Annotated in this window: 13 protein-coding genes; 7 read left to right on the plus strand and 6 right to left on the minus strand. The window is 69.0% G+C overall.

The features are described from left to right. Positions 1–113 precede the first annotated feature (113 nt). The gene (locus RS901_RS31245) at positions 114–788 is read left to right on the plus strand and encodes a histidine phosphatase family protein (RefSeq protein ID WP_316154420.1); all 675 of its coding nucleotides are present in this window, start codon (positions 114–116) and stop codon (positions 786–788) included. 169 nt (positions 789–957) lie between these two features. Here RS901_RS31245 and RS901_RS31250 read toward each other — a convergent pair whose 3' ends face one another. The 3 genes from RS901_RS31250 to RS901_RS31260 all read right to left on the minus strand — a co-directional run bounded on the left by RS901_RS31250 (position 958) and on the right by RS901_RS31260 (position 3,726). After that, positions 958–2,133 carry an acetyl-CoA C-acetyltransferase gene (locus RS901_RS31250; protein WP_316154422.1) on the minus strand — a complete coding sequence of 392 codons (1,176 nt, stop codon included), beginning with the start codon at positions 2,131–2,133 and terminating at the stop codon, positions 958–960. 146 nt (positions 2,134–2,279) lie between these two features. Further along, the gene (locus tag RS901_RS31255) at positions 2,280–2,750 is read right to left on the minus strand and encodes a PaaI family thioesterase (protein ID WP_316157332.1); all 471 of its coding nucleotides are present in this window, start codon (positions 2,748–2,750) and stop codon (positions 2,280–2,282) included. A 4-nt stretch (positions 2,751–2,754) separates the two neighbouring features. After that, a complete protein-coding gene (locus RS901_RS31260; protein ID WP_316154423.1) occupies positions 2,755–3,726 on the minus strand; it encodes a nitronate monooxygenase family protein in 972 nt (323 codons plus the stop codon). 231 nt (positions 3,727–3,957) lie between these two features. Here RS901_RS31260 and RS901_RS31265 point away from each other — a divergent pair, with 231 nt between their 5' ends. Together RS901_RS31265 and RS901_RS31270 are read left to right on the plus strand one after the other, a co-directional pair. After that, positions 3,958–4,833: a crotonase/enoyl-CoA hydratase family protein gene (locus tag RS901_RS31265; RefSeq protein WP_316154425.1), complete on the plus strand. Its 876-nt coding sequence runs from the start codon at positions 3,958–3,960 to the stop codon at positions 4,831–4,833. A 34-nt stretch (positions 4,834–4,867) separates the two neighbouring features. Then, positions 4,868–5,539 carry a nitroreductase gene (locus RS901_RS31270; RefSeq protein WP_316154427.1) on the plus strand — a complete coding sequence of 224 codons (672 nt, stop codon included), beginning with the start codon at positions 4,868–4,870 and terminating at the stop codon, positions 5,537–5,539. A gap of 39 nt (positions 5,540–5,578) precedes the next feature. Here the strand turns inward: RS901_RS31270 and RS901_RS31275 are convergent, their stop codons facing one another. After that, a complete protein-coding gene (locus RS901_RS31275; protein WP_316154429.1) occupies positions 5,579–8,341 on the minus strand; it encodes a LuxR C-terminal-related transcriptional regulator in 2,763 nt (920 codons plus the stop codon). 154 nt (positions 8,342–8,495) lie between these two features. Continuing rightward, positions 8,496–10,043, minus strand: a complete 1,548-nt coding sequence (locus RS901_RS31280; protein ID WP_316154431.1) for an AMP-binding protein — start codon at positions 10,041–10,043, stop codon at positions 8,496–8,498. Between the two features lie 255 nt (positions 10,044–10,298). On the opposite strand from RS901_RS31280, the gene RS901_RS31285 reads away from it, so the two are divergent. The 4 genes from RS901_RS31285 to RS901_RS31300 all read left to right on the plus strand — a co-directional run bounded on the left by RS901_RS31285 (position 10,299) and on the right by RS901_RS31300 (position 15,354). After that, the gene (locus RS901_RS31285; RefSeq protein ID WP_316154433.1) at positions 10,299–11,450 is read left to right on the plus strand and encodes an acyl-CoA dehydrogenase family protein; all 1,152 of its coding nucleotides are present in this window, start codon (positions 10,299–10,301) and stop codon (positions 11,448–11,450) included. Between the two features lie 45 nt (positions 11,451–11,495). Beyond that, complete coding sequence (locus tag RS901_RS31290) at positions 11,496–12,731, plus strand: acyl-CoA dehydrogenase family protein (RefSeq protein ID WP_316154435.1); 1,236 nt, start codon at positions 11,496–11,498, stop codon at positions 12,729–12,731. 577 nt (positions 12,732–13,308) lie between these two features. Next, the gene (locus tag RS901_RS31295; RefSeq protein WP_316154437.1) at positions 13,309–14,445 is read left to right on the plus strand and encodes an FAD-dependent monooxygenase; all 1,137 of its coding nucleotides are present in this window, start codon (positions 13,309–13,311) and stop codon (positions 14,443–14,445) included. Between the two features lie 69 nt (positions 14,446–14,514). Then, a complete protein-coding gene (locus tag RS901_RS31300; RefSeq protein WP_316154439.1) occupies positions 14,515–15,354 on the plus strand; it encodes an IclR family transcriptional regulator in 840 nt (279 codons plus the stop codon). Here the strand turns inward: RS901_RS31300 and RS901_RS31305 are convergent. Next, entirely contained in the window at positions 15,341–16,357 is a 1,017-nt protein-coding gene (locus RS901_RS31305; RefSeq protein WP_316154440.1) for a tripartite tricarboxylate transporter substrate binding protein, read from the minus strand. The two genes, RS901_RS31300 and RS901_RS31305, sit on opposite strands and share 14 nt — an antisense overlap. Between the last annotated feature and the right edge of the window lie 16 nt (positions 16,358–16,373).

The following is a 16,373-nucleotide window of genomic DNA, read 5'->3' on the forward strand; positions in this document are numbered from 1 at the left end:
CGTCCCTCCCTAGAATGTGCCTACGCCGGGCCCCGTGCCCGGCGCCCCCGGCCTGCCGCAAAACGGCGCGCCGGGCGCAGCCCTATCCGCCTCAACGTTCACCGGGACCGCTCATGGCCACGCTTTTCCTCGTCCGGCACGGACAAGCCTCGTTTGGCGCCGCCAACTACGATTGCCTGTCGCCGACCGGCCGCCAGCAGGCACGCTGGCTGGGCGAGTATTTCCAGGAGCGCGGCGTCAGCTTCAGCCGCGTGGTAGCCGGCACGCTGGTGCGCCAGCAGGACACCGCCAGCGAGATCCTGGCCGGCATGGGTCAGCCGCAGGCACCGATCGTCTCGCACCCGGGCCTGAACGAATACGACGGCGAGGCGCTGTACCGTTGCCACACCGGCGGCGCCGACCACCGCGCGCACCAGAACGGCGACTACAACGATTACTGGCGCACCTTCCGCGCGGCCTACGCCGCATGGACCCAGGACGGGCTGGCCGACATGCCCGAGAGCTGGGCCGATTTCGGCGCCCGCATTGCCGGCGCCCTGGCGCACGCGAGCGAAGGCACGACGCGCGAGGATGCCATCCTGGTGGTGAGCTCCGGTGGCGCCATCGGCCGTGCCACGGCCGACCTGCTTGGCGCACCGGCCCAGGCCGCCATCGAGATGAACCTGCAATTCCGCAATACGGCGTTCTGCGAGATCATCGTCGGCCGCGGCGTGCAGCGGCTGCTGAGCTTCAACAACGTGCCGCACCTGGAACGCGCCGACCGGCGCAGCGCAGTGACGTTCGCCTGACGCGCGACACACCGCAAACAAGAAGGCCGCGATACCGCGGCCTTTTTTTCCGGCTGCTGGCGCGGACACTCTGACATGCCCGCGCCGCCGGTCCTTCTCCCTTTACTACCTCTTGCCGCAGCAATCCTCGCGGGGCGTGCCGGCGCGGCACGCCCCGGCTGCTACAGCTTTACAGACGCTCGACGATGGTCACATTGGCCAGCCCGCCGCCTTCGCACATCGTCTGCAGGCCGTAGCGCTTGCCGTGCGTATGCAGCGCATGCACCAGCGTGGTCATCAGCTTGGCGCCCGAGCCGCCCAGCGGATGGCCCAGCGCGATCGCGCCGCCATGCACGTTCAGACGCTCCGGATCGGCGCCGGTGGCCTTCAGCCAGGCCAGCGGCACCGGGGCGAAGGCTTCGTTGACTTCAAACAGGTCGATATCGCCGATGCGCAGGCCCGCCTTCTTCAGCGCGACTTCCGTGGCCGGCAGCGGCGCTTCCAGCATCACGACCGGATCATGGCCGATCACCGTCATGGTGTGCACGCGCGCCAGCGGCTTGACGCCGAGCTTCTTCAGTCCGGCCTCGTTGACCACCATCAGGCCGGCGGCGCCGTCGCAGATCTGGCTGGCGGAAGCGGCAGTCACGCGGCCGCCTTCGGCGATCAGCTTGACGCTGCCAATGCTTTCCAGCGTGGCGTCATAGCGGATGCCTTCGTCAGTGGTGTGCATTTCCCCGTTAGCACCGTCAGCCGTACGCACTTCCACCGGCAGGATTTCGGCAGTGAAGCGGCCCGCCTTGGTGGCGGCGATGGCGCGCTGGTGGCTCTGCAGGGCGTAGGCATCCAGCTGCTCGCGCGACAGGCCGTACTTGCGCGCGATCATCTCGGCGCCGGTGAACTGGCTGAACTGCACGCCGGGGTAGCGCGCCTCGACACCGGGGCTCTTGGGCACGCCGAAACCGTTCTTGGCCGGCAGCTGCGACGAAAGGCCCATCGGCACGCGCGTCATGCTTTCCACGCCGGCGGCGATGACGATGTCCATCGCGCCGGACATCACTGCCTGCGCGGCAAAGTGCAGTGCCTGCTGCGACGAACCGCACTGGCGGTCCACCGAGGTGCCGGGCACGCTTTCAGGCAGGCGCGAGGCCAGGATGGCATTGCGCGCCACGTTGCCGGCCTGCTCGCCGACCTGGCTCACGCAGCCCATGATGACGTCTTCGACCAGCGCCGGGTCGGCGCCGGTGCGTTCCACCAGCGCGTCCAGCACCTGTGCGGCCAGGTCGGCCGGATGCCAGCCCGACAGCTTGCCGCCCTTGCGGCCGCCGGCGGTACGGACCGCCGCGACGATATATGCCTCTGCCATGTGATCTCCCTGATTCGGTGCAGGCTGCCGGGGCAGCCATGGTGTTGTCCGGAGTGCCGGCATCTGGCGCCGGCAGTGTCGCTTTGCATTGTTGCGCGGCGGGTGGCGGCAAGCGTCGTCGGAAGCGACGAAGTTTGCCGCAGGCCTCAGGTACGCGGCGCCAGCACCGCAAAGATCGCGGTCGCGCGCAGCAGGCAGCGCTCGCCGCTGACCAGCCGGCAGGTGCCATAGCGCAGGCGCGAGCCGAGCTTGTCGAACTCCACGCGGGCCTCGACCCAGTCGCCCAGGCGCGCGGAATCCAGGTAGTCCAGGCTCAGGTTGACGGTCACCGCGCTCTTGGAGCGCCCGGTTTCCAGCGACATCATCATGCCGATGGCGGTATCGGCCAGCGTCGCCAGCATGCCGCCGTGCGGGATGCCCAGGTTGTTCAGGTGGCTCTCGTCGATCCGCACCGCCAGCGTGCGGCGCTCCGCATGCAGGTAGAGCTGGCCGAAACCTGCCATGTAGCCGCTCATCCGGCGCAGCGGGACGAAGCCCTCCGGCACGTCCCCGCCGGCAGCTTCGCCCGGCTCGGCGATGGCCCTGGTCATCGCCGCCTCGATCTCGGCCTCGGCCATGGCGTCAGGCAAAGAAGCGCGAGGCCACGCTGAGGTGCTCGCGGCAATCGGCCACCATGCGCGTGATCAGCTCTTGGCAGCTGGGCACATCGTCGATCAGGCCCACGCACTGGCCGGCGCTGATGATGCCACCGTCGGTCTCGCCCGCCTTGAGCGCCGCCTTGCCGCGCACGCCGGCGACCAGGTGCTTGACGTCCTCGAACTGCGCGCCACCCGGGCGGCGTTCAATGCTCACCACCTCGTCCGACACGGCGTTCTTGAGCACGCGCGCGGTGTTGTGCAGCGTGCGGAAGATCAGGTTGGTGTCGCGCTCGCTGGCCTGCACCAGCGCCTTCTTGACGTTGTCGTGAATCGGCGCCTCGCGCGTGGCGCAGAAGCGCGTGCCCATGTTGACGCCCTCGGCGCCCAGCACCAGTGCCGCTGCCATGCCGCGTCCGTCGGCGATGCCACCGGAGGCGATCACCGGGATCGACAGCTTGCGCACCGCCTGCGGGATCAGCACCATGCCGGGCACGTCGTCCTCGCCGGGGTGGCCGGCGCACTCGAAGCCGTCGATCGACACCGCGTCCACGCCCAGGCGCTCGGCCGACAGCGCATGGCGCACCGCCACGCACTTGTGGATCACCTTGATGCCGGCGGCCTTGGCGCGCGCGATATGTTCCTTGGGGTTGTTGCCGGCGGTTTCCAGCACCTTGACGCCGCTCTCGATGATGACGTCGAGGTAGCGCGCATACGGCGGCGGGTTGATCGACGGCAGCAGGGTCAGGTTCACGCCGAACGGCTTGTCGGTCATCTCGCGGCAGCGGCGGATCTCTTCGGCCAAGTCCTCGGGCGTGGGTTGCGTCAGCGCCGTGAGGATGCCCAGCCCGCCGGCGTCGGAAACGGCGGAGGCCATCTCGGCGTAGCCAACCCATTGCATGCCACCCTGGATGATCGGGTAGCGGATGCCAAGCAGTTCGGTGATTCGTGTCTTCATGGATGTCCCTTTGCTGTCTGCGCTGGCAGGGCGCGCACGCACGGTGCTACGGTGTGGCTGTGGGTGTGCCGGTCCTGCCGCTTGATCCCCGTCAGTCTACGACCGGGCGCCGATTTCCGGCTTCGTCGGAAGCGACGATTGCGGGCGGCGCATTCTGCACTAGTGTTGGGCGAGCCCCCGTGCCGTCTTCCCCATCCCGGCACCCCTCCCCCTTTCCCGGCAGGAGCCCTCATGACGCAAGCCACGCCTTCATTCGAAACCCTGCGCTACGCCGTTGCAGACGGTGTCGCCACCATCACCCTGCACCGCCCGGACCAGCTCAATGCGTTCACCGCGCAGATGATGCATGAGCTGATCGCCGCGTTCGACGCCACCGATGCCGACGACAATGTGCGCGCCGTGATCGTCACCGGCTCGGGCCGGGCCTTCTGCGCCGGCGCCGACCTGTCCGGCGGCAGCTCCACCTTCGACTTCGAGAAGCGCTATGGCGCCAGCCCCGATACCGCGCACCGCGACGGCGGCGGGCGCGTGTCGCTGCGCATCTTCCGCAGCCTCAAGCCGGTGATCGCCGCGGTCAACGGCGCCGCGGTCGGCGTGGGCGTGACCATGCAGCTGCCGATGGATATCCGGCTGGCATCGACCGACGCCAAGTTCGGCTTTGTCTTTGCGCGCCGGGGCATCACGCCCGAAGCGGCGTCGTCGTGGTTCCTGTCGCGCGTGGTCGGCATCTCGACCGCGCTGGAATGGTGCTATACCGGCCGCGTGTTCTCGGCCCAGGAAGCGCATGAGCGCGGCCTGGTGCGCTCGCTGCACGCGCCTGAGGACCTGCTCCCTGCCGCCCAGGCCATTGCCCGCGAGATCGCCGCCAATGCCGCGCCGGTCTCGGTGGCGATCTCGCGCCAGCTGATCTGGCGCATGGCCGGCGCCAGCCACCCGATGGAAGCGCACAAGCTCGACAGCCGCGCGATCCAGTCGCGCGGGCGCTCCGCCGACGTGAAGGAAGGCGTCAGCGCCTTCCTGGAAAAGCGCCCTGCCGCCTTCCCGGAGACCGTGTCGCACGACATGCCGGACTTCTTCGACTGGACCAGCGAGCCGCCCTTCATCTGAAGCGCGCCCGTCAATCAACTTTTCCGGAATTCGCATGAACGTCAGCCAAGCCGTCGCCAGCCGCAAGTCCGTCCGCGGCTTCCTGCCCCGGGCCGTTGCGCCCGCCACCATCCGGCGCGTGCTCGACGCCGCCGCGCGCGCGCCCTCGGGAGGCAACCTGCAGCCCTGGCATATCCATGTCGTCGGCGGCGAGGCCCTGGAGGGGCTGCGCGCCATCATGCGCGAGCGCATCACCCAGGCGCCCGCGGGTGAAGAGCGCGAGTACGACATCTACCCGCGCGAGCTGGTCTCGCCCTACCGCAACCGCCGCTTCCAGGTGGGCGAGGCGCTCTACCACTATCTCGGCATCCCGCGCGAGGACAAGGCGCGGCGGCTGGCCCAGTTTGCCAATAACTTCACCTTCTTCGGCGCGCCGCTGGCGCTGTTCTGCACCGTGGACCGCCGCATGGGCCCGCCGCAATGGTCGGACCTGGGCATGTACCTGCAGACGGTGATGCTGCTGCTGCGTGAAGAAGGGCTGGACAGCTGCGCGCAGGAATGCTGGGCGATGTACCCGCAGACCATCGGCAAGTTCCTGTCGCTGCCGGCCGAACGGATGCTGTTCACCGGCATGGCGATCGGCTACGAAGACCCCGAGGCGCCCGCCAACCAGTTGCGCGCCGTGCGCGCGCCGCTGGACGAATTCACGGAATTCATGGGCATCTGAGCCGCAACCGCGCGCGCAGCCTTCGGCTGCGGCGCGGCCTCAGAGCAGCCCGAGCTGGCGCGCGATGGCCACTGCCTGGGTGCGGTTGCTGGCGTGCAGCTTGGCGCTGATATTGCGCAGGTGCGTGCGCACCGTGGTTTCGGACACGAACAGCCGCTCGGCCATGGCCACATTGGAATAGCCCTCGGCCAGCAGCTGCAGCACCTTCTGCTCCTTGGGCGTCAGCGGCTCCACCAGTGCGGCCGGTGCCGGCCGGCCCGCACCGGCGGCCTGCTCGCCCCCGGCCTGGCCGCAGGCCTGCAGCAGCTTTTCCACGTACGGGGCAGGCAGGCTGGCAGACTGGCGCGAGCAGGCATCGGCCACCAGCCTGCGCACATCGTCGCCCTCGTCGGCAAAGATGCGGACAAAGCCTTCGGCAGCGCCGAAACGCAGCGCCTCGCCCATCACCACCAGCGCGTGCGCGCCGTCGCCAGTGCGCTGGCACGCCTGCGCCAGCAGGATGCGCAGCTTGAGCGCACGGCGCATCAGCTGGTTGCCGGCAGCAGCCGTCAGCTCGCGCTCGATGGCCTCGCGCACCGGCGTGCCCGGGCGCGCATGCAGGTCCAGCCGCAGCCGGCCAAGGGTGATGTCCTCGACATCACTGGCAAAGGAGCTGACCCCGGGCCGCGTGCGCCACAGCGCCGGATCGGCGGCGCGTTCAATCGCCTCCTGCGCCGCGTGGACATTGCCCTGGCGCAGTGCCAGCCGTGCGCGCTCCAGCATTGCCGCCATCACCAGCCGCGTCAGCCCGCGGTGGTGCCCCAGCGCTTCCAGCTGCGCCAGCCATTCATGCGCCTGGTCGGCTTCGCCGCGCTCGAAGGCAATGCGGGCCAGCACCGTGTGCCCGGTGATGATCTGGTCAGGCAGCCCGAGGTCGCGCGACAGCGGCAGGTAGACGTTGAGCAATCGGCTGGCGCGCTCGGAATCACCGCTCTCGTACAGGCCTTCGGCCAGCAGGATGCCGGCCATGGCATTGCCGTTGGTGGGCCCGAAGCGGTTCGGCAGCATCGTGCTGGCGGCGATGCGAAACCGTGCCAGCGCCTGCTGCAGCCGCCCCTGGCGCAGGTCGATCAGCCCTTCGACCGACTCCGAGAAAATCTTGTTGAAATTGCTGTCCGAGCCGCGCACCGCGTGCCGCGCCACCTGCAGCAGCCGGCGTGCCTCCGGGTAGTCGCCGGCGACTGCAGCCAGGCGCGCCATCGACGTGCCCAGGATCGCATCGGGGAAGGCATAGCCCATCGGCAACGGCGGCAGCTCATTGCGGGCGAAGGCGCGCGCATCGTCGAAGCGGTCCATCATGTTCAGCAGCATATGGCGCAGCGCGCGGATATGCGCCAGCAGGTCGCCGGCCGCGCCCTCGGTGGGGATCTGCTGCAGCAGGGCAATGGCTTCGGCCGGGCCGCGCGTGAACGACACCGCCCAGACGCGCGCGATCTGCAGCTTGGGCCAGCGCGCCAGTTCCTCGGCCGGCACCGCCTCCAGCCAGCGCGTCAGCAGGCGCATGCGGCCCTGCGCCAGCAGGTCGTCCGCGGCGCCGTCCAGCAACGGCAGCGCGTGCGCCAGCGCACCGGCCGCGAAGGCATGCTCGATGGCGGGCACCGGGCGACCCTGCGACTCATACCAGCGCGATGCCGACAGGTGCAGCTGCGGCACGGCGTCAGGCATGGCCTGCGCCAGCTGGCCGCGCAGGAAACCGGAAAAGAGGCTGTGATAGCGGTACCACTGCTCCGATGCCGCACCGGAGCCACGCTCGCCATAGCGCTCGCTCTCCAGCGGCAGCAGGAACAGGTTGGCGCGCTCCAGCCAGGCCAGGATTTCGTCGCTGCTGCCAGCTGTCGCGGGCTCGCACACGGCGTCGCACAGCGGCCCGCACAACTGGTCCAGGATCGAGGTGCGCAGCAGGAAGTCGCGCACCGCCTCGGGCAGGTGCAGGAATACGTCTTCGACCAGGTAATCGGCAATCGCCGCGTTGGAGCCGGAGAAGCCGGCGATAAAGCCCTCTGGCTGGCTGCGCCGCTCCAGCGCCACCGACGCCAGCCACAAGGCCGTGGCCCAGCCCTCGGTACGCCGGTGCAGCACGCTGATGGCCGCCTGCTCCAGCTTCAGCCCGCGCGCCTGGCGCAGGAAGGATGCGGTTTCGCCGGCGGAAAAGCGCAGCTGCGCGGGCTCGATCTCAAGCAGCTCGCCGCGCGCGCGCAAGCGGCCCAGGCCGGATTCAGGCACCCAGCGCGTGCCGATCACCACGCGGCAGCCGGGCGGCAGGCTGTCCACCAGTTGCCAGACCAGCCCGGTCACGGTGGCGTTCTGGATCGCTTCGAAATCATCGAGGAACAGCGTGAAGGCGCCATTGTGGCTGGCCAGGCGGTCGATCAGCGCGAGCGCCTGCTCGCCGGGATCCTGGGCCAGCGCCCCGTGTGCGGACCGGCCGGGCCCGCCGCCGCCCAGGCCCTGCGCGATGGCGGCTTCGACCGAACCCAGAAAGCGCGAGGCATCATTATCCGAACGATCCAGCGTCAGCCAGGCGGTGCGCCCGCCCGCGGCCTCCAGGCGCGCGCGGCACTGGAGCATGGCCGTGGTCTTGCCGAAGCCCGCTGGTGCGCGCACCAGCACAAGCTTGACGAAGCCGGCCGCACACACGGTCTCGCAGATCGCCGCGCGCTCGACCTGGAACGGGGTCAGCAGCGGCGGACGCAGTTTGGCCGCCAGCGATGCGGCGCCGGCGGGCGGCGGCGTGCGCCGTCCGGTCTCCTCGATACTTGCCATTGGCTGTTGTCGTCTCCCGCACATCGCTGCCGTTGCAGGCCGCGCGATGCGCCGCCCGCGCTGCGGATGCAGCCGGGCGGCCGTGGCTGTGATGTAACGGAGGATTATGACGTAAACCGCCGCACTCGCGAAAATGCGGGCGGCGGCAAGTGGCCTACACCAGCTTGTTGGTGTGGCCGGCCCAGTAGCGGTCGCGCAGCAGCCGCTTGAGCAGCTTGCCGGTCGGCAGGCGCGGCAGCTCGGACTCGAAGTCTACCGAGCGCGGGCACTTGATGGCCGACAGGTTCGCGCGGCAGAACGCGATCAGTTCCGCGGCCAGCTCGGGCCCGGCCTGGCCCATGTCGGCCGGCTGCACCACGGCCTTGACCTCTTCGCCGAAGTCCTCGTTGGGCACGCCGATCACGGCCACGTCCATCACCTTGGGATGCGTCATCAGCAGGTTCTCGGCCTCCTGCGGGTAGATGTTGACGCCGCCGGAGATGATCATGTTGGCCTTGCGGTCGGTCAGGTACAGGTAGCCGTCCGCATCCACATAGCCGACATCGCCGATGGTGCTCCAGTCCGGCTGCTGCGGGTGGCGCGACTCCGCGGTCTTGGCCTCGTCGTTGTGGTACGCAAAGGCGCGGCCTTCGGCAAAGTAGATCGTGCCCGATTCGCCCGGCGGCAGCAGCGCGCCGTCCGGTCCGCAGATGCGCAGCTTGCCGACCATGGCCCGGCCCACCGTGCCCTTGCGCTCCAGCCACTCCGGCGTGCTGACCACGGTCACGCCATTGCCCTCCGTCCCTGCGTAGTACTCCCAGATCACCGGCCCCCACCACGCGATCATGGCTTCCTTGACCTGCACCGGGCACGGCGCGGCCGCGTGGATCGCCACGCGCAGTGACGACACGTCAGAGGCCTGCCGCTGCGCCTGGGGCAGCTTGAGCATTCGCGAGAACATCGTCGGCACCAGCTGCGTATGCGTGATGAGGTGCTGCTGCACCAGCTGCAGGTAGTGCCCGGCATCGAAATGCTCCATCACCACCGCAGTCCCGCCCAGCGCCTGCACGGCCATGTTGTAGCGCAGCGGCGCCGCGTGGTACAGCGGCGCCGGCGACAGGTAGCGCGTCTCGGCATCGAAGCCATAGAGCCGCTGGCACAGGCTGGTCAGGGTCGTGGGTTCTTCGATATTCGCGCTCGACGGCGGCGCATACACCCCCTTCGGCCGGCCAGTGGTGCCGGACGAATACAGCATGTCGCCGCCGGTCACTTCGCCATCGATGCGCGTTGCCGGGCAGCGCGCCAGCGCGGTCTCGTACGCGTCATAGCCCGGCACGGTGCCGTCCAGCATCAACCTGCCGCGCAGCGCCGGCGTCTGCCCGACCAGGGCTGCCGCGACCTCGGCCTGCGCGTGCGTGGTGACCAGCAGCTTCGCGCCGCTGTCATTGATGATGTAGGCGGCATCGGCCACGTTCAGCCGCGTGCTCAGGCAGATATAGATAATGCCGCTGCGCTGCGCGCCCCAGCACAGTTCAAACAGGCGCGGATGATTCTCGACCATGAACGCCACGCGGTCACCGGGCTGCAGTCCCTGGCTGCGGAACAGATGGGCGACCTGGTTTGAGCGTTCGTCCAGTTCGCGGTAGGTGACGACTGCGCCGCTGCCACCCATGATGACGGCTGGCTTTTCGGGCGTGCGCTGCGCGTGGATGTGCGGATGCATGGCGTTGAACTCCTCGACGGGTGTCGGTGTGTTGGCGGATGCCGATCCCGCATTCTCGGAACGTCGGCCAGTTCAACCATCGTCGGAAGCGACGAAGCGGTCCCGCCACCGTTTTGCCGCAGTGCCGCAAAAAAGGGCCGCGCACGCGCCGCGGGCAGCTTCGTCCGATGCGACGATGCGCCACCGGCGCGGCCCGGCAGGATGATGCCAGCCAGACTACCGCAATCACGCCTCCCCCATTCCGAAGGAGCCAAGGTGGATTTCCAGTTCAGCGAAGAACAGTCGATGCTGCGCGACACGCTCGCGCGTTACCTGGCCGACCACTATGATTTCGAAGCCCGCCGCGCTGCCGTGCGGTCCGCCGCGGGCTGGCGCCCGGATTGCTGGCGCGCATTCGCCCGCGAGCTCGGCATTCTCGGCGCGGCCTACCCCGAGACGCTGGGTGGCCTGGGCGGCGGCGCGGCCGAGCACATGATCGTGATGGAACAGCTGGGCCGCCACCTGGTGCTGGAGCCCTACCTGGGCACCGTGGTGCTGGGCGGCGGCGCGCTGATGCACGGCAGCTCCGAACTGGCCGCGCAGTGGGTGCCGGCCATCATCGGCGGCGAAGCCACCGCCGCCTGGGCCCATGCCGAACCCGCCAGCCGCTATTGCCGCCACGACGTGCAGGCCAGCGCCACGCGCCAGGGCAACGGCTACAAGCTGAGCGGGCACAAGCACGCCGTGGTCGGCGCGCCGTTCGCCACCCACCTGGTGGTCAGCGCCCGCACCTCCGGCGCACGCCGCGACCGGGACGGCATCAGCCTGTTCTGGATTGCACGCGACACGCCGGGCGTGACGCTGCGCGAGTACCCGACCTTCGACGGCCTGCGCGCCGCCGAGGTGCTGCTAGACAACGTGCAGGTGCCAGCCAGCCAGCGTATCGGCGCGGAAGGCGAGGCCTTTGCGCTAATCGAACAGCTGTGCGACGAGGCCATGGTCGCGCTCTCTGCCGAAGCCAATGGCGCGATGGCGCGCATGCTGGCCGACACCATCGACTATGCGCGCCAGCGCAAGCAGTTCGGCGTGCCGATCGGCACCTTCCAGGTGCTGCAGCACCGCATGGCCGACATGTACATGCAGCTGGAGCAATCCGTGGCGCTGACCCAGGTGGCGGCGATGCAGGCCGCCAGCGCGCCGCAGGCACGCGCCCAGGCGGCGTGCGCGGCCAAGATCCAGGCCGGCCAGGCCGGCGCCTTTGTCGGCCAGGCGGCGGTGCAGATCCACGGCGGCATGGGCGTCACCGAAGAGCTGGCCGTGGGCCACTACTTCAAGCGCGTCACCGCGATCGACCTGCAGCTGGGCTCGGCCGAGCACCACCTGCGCCGCTACGCCGACCTGCTCTACCCCGCCCAGGCCGCGGCCTGAAGCCGGCATCCCCGAACACAGACGATTACCCAGCGAGGCCCGTCGATGAATCTCGATTTCTCCCCGCAAGACCAGCAGTTCCGCGAAGACGTGCGCGCCTGGATCGCCCAGGCCTATGACGCCGACCTGCGCGCAATGATGGCGCAGTCCAAGAACGGCTATCTCGACAAGGCCGCGCAACTGCGCTGGCAGAAGGCGCTGCACGCGCGCGGCTGGGCCGCGCCGAACTGGCCCAAGGAATACGGCGGCCCGGGCTGGACCTCGACCGAGCGCTTTATCTTCCAGTCCGAACTGGCCGCCGCCGGCTGCCCGCCGGTGTCGCCGATGGGCCTGAAGATGGTGGCGCCGGTGATCATGAAGTACGGCACGCCTGAACAGAAGCAGCGCTTCCTGCCGCCGATCCTGAGCTCGGATGTGTGGTGGTGCCAGGGCTACTCCGAACCGAACTCCGGCTCCGACCTGGCCTCGCTGCAGATGCGCGCCGATCATGGCACTGACAGCGAGGGCGAGCACTACATCCTGAACGGCTCCAAGATCTGGACCACGCATGCGCAGTGGGCCGACTGGATGTTCTGCCTGGTGCGCACCAGCCGAGAATCGAAGCGCCAGGAAGGGATTTCGTTCCTGCTGCTCGATATGCATACGCCCGGCATCACGGTGTCGGCGCTGCCGACGCTGGACGGTCCCATGACCGGGCAGCAGGAAGTGAACCAGGTGTTTTTCGAGAATGTGCGCGTGCCGGTGGCGAACCGCATCGGGGAGGAAGGCAAGGGCTGGACCTATGCCAAGTACCTGCTGGAGTTCGAGCGCGGCGGTACGTATAGCCCGATGCTGCGCAAGCAGCTGTCGAAGATTGCGGACATCGCCGCGGAGCAGCCTGCCGACGACGGTGGCCGCCTGCTGGACGATCCCGCCTTCCGCCGCAAGCTGGCGGGGCTGCACCTGCGTGCTGCCGCGCTTGAAGCGGTTGAGTTGCGGATGTTCTCAGGCGTGGAATCCGGGACCTCGATCGGGGCTGCGTCGAGCATGCTGAAGCTCACGGGCACTGAGACTCTGCAGGCGGCAAGCGAACTTGCGGTGGAAGCCGCAGGGCCGGCTGCGTTGCCGTTCGTGCAGGATACGTGGGCTGCGTTGCAAGGGCGCGAGGCCGCGCCGCAGGTCGGGCCGGATTATGCTGCCGTGCTGGCGCCGCGCTATTTCAACTATCGCAAGGCTTCGATTTATGGGGGGTCTAATGAGATCCAGCGCAATATCATTGCGAAGCTTGTGTTGGGGCTTTGAGGGGTCCTGTACCAGTGATGGGTTCAAGAGCAGCCGCTGTGTGCGGCTGTTTATTTGGGGGCTTGGCGATATCGCATCAACGCCTTTGGCTGCGCTCCGCGCAAGCGCAAAAAAAGACGACAGGGCACTTTGGGCCTGCGCAGCAGCCGTAGGCGTCCCCGCAATGCCGTTTGCAGCAGGCGGCCTACGCCCTGCATGGGGATCGTTCAATAGTGGGTTAACGCAGGCACTATCCCACACTCACATGGCGTAGCAGGGTCGAACGGGCACCCACGCCCAAACGGCAAGCACCACCGTGCGAACCACCAACGCCGTGGAATTGATTGCCAGCCGCATAGGCGACGCGCTTTTTGGTTACTTTTTGTCGCTCGGACAAAAGTGACTCGCCGGCTACGCCGGCGCAACAGCCACGCTGCCAGAAGCCACAAACCGACCGCATTGCCCCAGCCCCATCCCGCCAAAGACTGAAAACCAGCGCTCCTAGGGTTCACCCTTAATTGACTGTTCACCTCTCACGCTCATATATTTTTATGAACATATAGTTCATTTTTGAACGCACAACCAGCAGGTAGACAAAATGCCCCTCAAGATCGGAATCAACGGCGCCGGCATCGGCGGCCTCGCCGCAGCCATCGCACTGCGCAAGCTCGGCATGGACGCAACCGTCTACGAACAAGCCCCCCGCTTCGCCCGCGTAGGCGCCGACATCAACCTGACCCCCAACGCCGTACGCGCCCTCGACGGGCTAGGCATCGGCGACACCCTGCGCGAAACCGCCGCACGCCCCAGCCACCGCATCAGCCGCATGTGGGACACCGGCGAAGAAACTTCCCGCCTGCCGATGCAGGAAGACGCCGAGCGCCGCTACGGCGCCCCGCAGCTGACCATGCACCGCGCCGACCTGATGACCGCGCTGGAGGCCGCCGTGCCGGCCGAATGCGTGCGCCTTGGCCACAAGGCCGTGGCCATCGAGCCGCATGCCGATGGCGCCACGCTGCGCTTCGCCAATGGTGCGCAGGAGCGCGTCGATGTGCTGGTCGGCGCCGACGGCATCCACTCCACCGTGCGCACCACCCTGTTCGGCCAGGAAAGCCCGATCTTCACCGGCGTGGTGGCCTACCGCGCGGTCGTTCCGGCCGAGCGCCTCGCCGGCGTGCCCAACCTGGGCGCCTTCACCAAATGGTGGGGCCCGGAGGCCACCACGCAGATCGTCACCTTCCCGCTCAACCGCGGCCGCGACATCTTTATCTTCGCCACCGTCGCGCAGGAAGCCTGGCGCCATGAGTCCTGGACCACGCCGGGCCGCGTGCAAGACCTGCGCAGCGCCTATGCCGGCTTCCACCCCGAGGCGCGCGCACTGCTGGATGCCTGCGACGAGGTGCTGATCTCCGCGCTGTACGTGCGCGACCCGCTGCCGGCATGGTGCGCCGGCCCGGTCACGCTGATGGGCGACGCCTGCCACCCGATGATGCCGTTCATGGCGCAGGGCGCCGGCATGGCGATTGAAGACGCCGTGGTGCTGGCGCGCTGCATTGCCGATGCCGCACCCGGCGGTGCCGCAGGCGTGCCCGCCGCGCTGGCGCGCTACCAGGCCGCGCGCCATGAACGCACCAGCCGCATCCAGATCGGCTCGCGCAGCAATGCCTGGCTGAAGGAAGGCGGCAATGCCGACTGGGTGTACGATTACGACGCCTGGAACGTCGCCCTCGGCTGAGGCCGCGGCGATCGTTTCCGCCAGCACGGCCGCCTGCGCGGCCGTTTTCCGTTGACAGCAGACACCACCATGCCCAAGTCCCGCCCACAGCCTGACCTTGCCGACGATGGCGATACTGAGGACGCCCGCGAAGCCCAGCTGGTCTCACCGGTGATCCGCGGCCTGCGCCTGCTGCGCTTCATCGCCGAGGGCGGCGCCACCGCCAACCTGAGCGAAGTGGGCCGGCGCATCGACGTGAACCGCGTCACCGTGATGCGGCTGCTGGACACACTGGAGCATGAGGGCATGGTGGAACGCCTGCCGCAAGGCGGGCACCAGGTCGGCTTCAACTTCCTGAAGCTGGCCTCGCGCGTGCTGGCCACCAATGACCTGACCAGCTTTGCCGCACGCGTGCTGGCCCGGCTGAGCGCGTCGCTGCAGCTGTCGGCCTACCTGGCCGTGCGCGATGGCGGCGATGCACTCTACCTGCTGCGGCAGATGCCCGCGGCCTCGCTGGTCAGCAATATCCAGGTGGGCAGCCGCGTGGCCGCACACCTGACCACGCCGGGGCGGATGCTGATTGCCGAACTGCCGCCGGAGACGCTGCGCGAGCTGCTCGGGCCCGATCCCCTGCCGACGGTCACCGGCCAGAGCCCGGCCACCCACGCGCGGCTGGCCGATATCCTTGCCGCCGACCGCGAACGCGGCTGCGCCTGGAGCTTCTCCGCCTATGAACCGGGCATCGATTCCTGCGCGGCGCCGGTGCGCGGCGCCGACGGCGACGTGATCGCCGCCATCAGCGTGGCGGGGCCGCAGCAGCGCTTTGAAGCCGATGGCGCGCTGCGCGAGCGCGCGGAGAAGGAAGTCAGGCAGGCCGCGCGCGACCTGTCGGGGTTGATGGGATACCGCTGCGCCACTACTCCGCGGTAATCCCGTACGCCTTGATCAGCTTCGCCCATGCCGCGGTTTCCTCGCGGATGCGGGCCTCGAGCGCCTGCGGCGTGCTGCCCACCGGCTCCATCCCCTGGCGCTGCAGCTCGGCGCGCGCCGCGGGCGTGGCCAGCAGCGCGCGCACGTCGGCGCCGAGCGCATCGGCCGCCGGCTGCGGCGTGGCCTTGGGCACCAGCAGCGCATACCAGGAACTGACGTCGATGCCGGGCACGCCCTGCTCGGCCAGCGACGGCACGTTCGGCGCGGCCGGCGAGCGCCTGGACTGCGTCACCGCCAGCGCGCGCAGCGCGCCGGACTGGATGAACGGCGCCAGCGTCGGCCACGTGCCGAACAGCACCGGCACCTGCCCGCCCACCACGTCGTTGAGCGCCTGCGTGGTGCCTTTGTAGGGCACGTGCAGCAGCGTGATACCGGCCTTGTTGCGGAACAGTTCGCCAGCCAGGTGCAGGCCGCTGCCGACACCCGGGCTGGCGTAGCCCAGCGGCTTGCCGGACTTTTCTGCCTGCTGTGCCAGCTTGACCAGGTCCTGCACGGAATTCGCCTTCACTGACGGATGCACCGCCAGCACGTTGGGCGAGCCCGCCAGCAACGACACCGGCCGGAAATCCCGCTCGACGCTGTAGCTCAGCGCCGGCATCAGCGTCGGGTTGATGGTCAGGTTGCCCGCCGGGGCCACCAGCAGCGTGCAGCCGTCGCCCGGTGCGCGCCGCACCGTGTCGATGCCGATATTGCCGTTGGCGCCAGGCTTGTTGTCGACCACGAACGGCGTGCCGCGCCGCTGCTGCAGCCCGTGCGCCAGCGTGCGCGCGAGCTGGTCGGCCGGCCCGCCGGCCGGGAACGGCACCACGATGCGCACGTTGGCGCAGCCGGCGGCCTGTGCCGCCTGCCACGGCACGCACGCCGCCAGCGCTGCGGCCAGCGCCGTGCCAACCAGCCATTGCCGCCGGCGCGGCGGCCTGTTGTATGTCTTGCATTGCTGCATATTGCTTCCCATCGGA

It is taken from the genome of Cupriavidus sp. BIC8F (genome assembly GCF_032465815.1).
GTDB classification, from domain to species: Bacteria; Pseudomonadota; Gammaproteobacteria; order Burkholderiales; family Burkholderiaceae; genus Cupriavidus; species Cupriavidus necator.

Excerpts from the sequence above, each read along its gene's own strand:
- RS901_RS31245 (WP_316154420.1), top strand. The coding sequence starts at position 114 with ATGGCCACGCTTTTCCTCGTCCGGCACGGACAAGCCTCGTTTGGCGCC.
- RS901_RS31250 (WP_316154422.1), bottom strand. The coding sequence starts at position 2,133 with ATGGCAGAGGCATATATCGTCGCGGCGGTCCGTACCGCCGGCGGCCGC.
- RS901_RS31255 (WP_316157332.1), bottom strand. The coding sequence starts at position 2,750 with ATGGCCGAGGCCGAGATCGAGGCGGCGATGACCAGGGCCATCGCCGAG.
- RS901_RS31260 (WP_316154423.1), bottom strand. The coding sequence starts at position 3,726 with ATGAAGACACGAATCACCGAACTGCTTGGCATCCGCTACCCGATCATC.
- RS901_RS31265 (WP_316154425.1), top strand. The coding sequence starts at position 3,958 with ATGACGCAAGCCACGCCTTCATTCGAAACCCTGCGCTACGCCGTTGCA.
- RS901_RS31270 (WP_316154427.1), top strand. The coding sequence starts at position 4,868 with ATGAACGTCAGCCAAGCCGTCGCCAGCCGCAAGTCCGTCCGCGGCTTC.
- RS901_RS31275 (WP_316154429.1), bottom strand. The coding sequence starts at position 8,341 with ATGGCAAGTATCGAGGAGACCGGACGGCGCACGCCGCCGCCCGCCGGC.
- RS901_RS31280 (WP_316154431.1), bottom strand. The coding sequence starts at position 10,043 with ATGCATCCGCACATCCACGCGCAGCGCACGCCCGAAAAGCCAGCCGTC.
- RS901_RS31290 (WP_316154435.1), top strand. The coding sequence starts at position 11,496 with ATGAATCTCGATTTCTCCCCGCAAGACCAGCAGTTCCGCGAAGACGTG.
- RS901_RS31295 (WP_316154437.1), top strand. The coding sequence starts at position 13,309 with ATGCCCCTCAAGATCGGAATCAACGGCGCCGGCATCGGCGGCCTCGCC.
- RS901_RS31300 (WP_316154439.1), top strand. The coding sequence starts at position 14,515 with ATGCCCAAGTCCCGCCCACAGCCTGACCTTGCCGACGATGGCGATACT.
- RS901_RS31305 (WP_316154440.1), bottom strand. The coding sequence starts at position 16,357 with ATGCAGCAATGCAAGACATACAACAGGCCGCCGCGCCGGCGGCAATGG.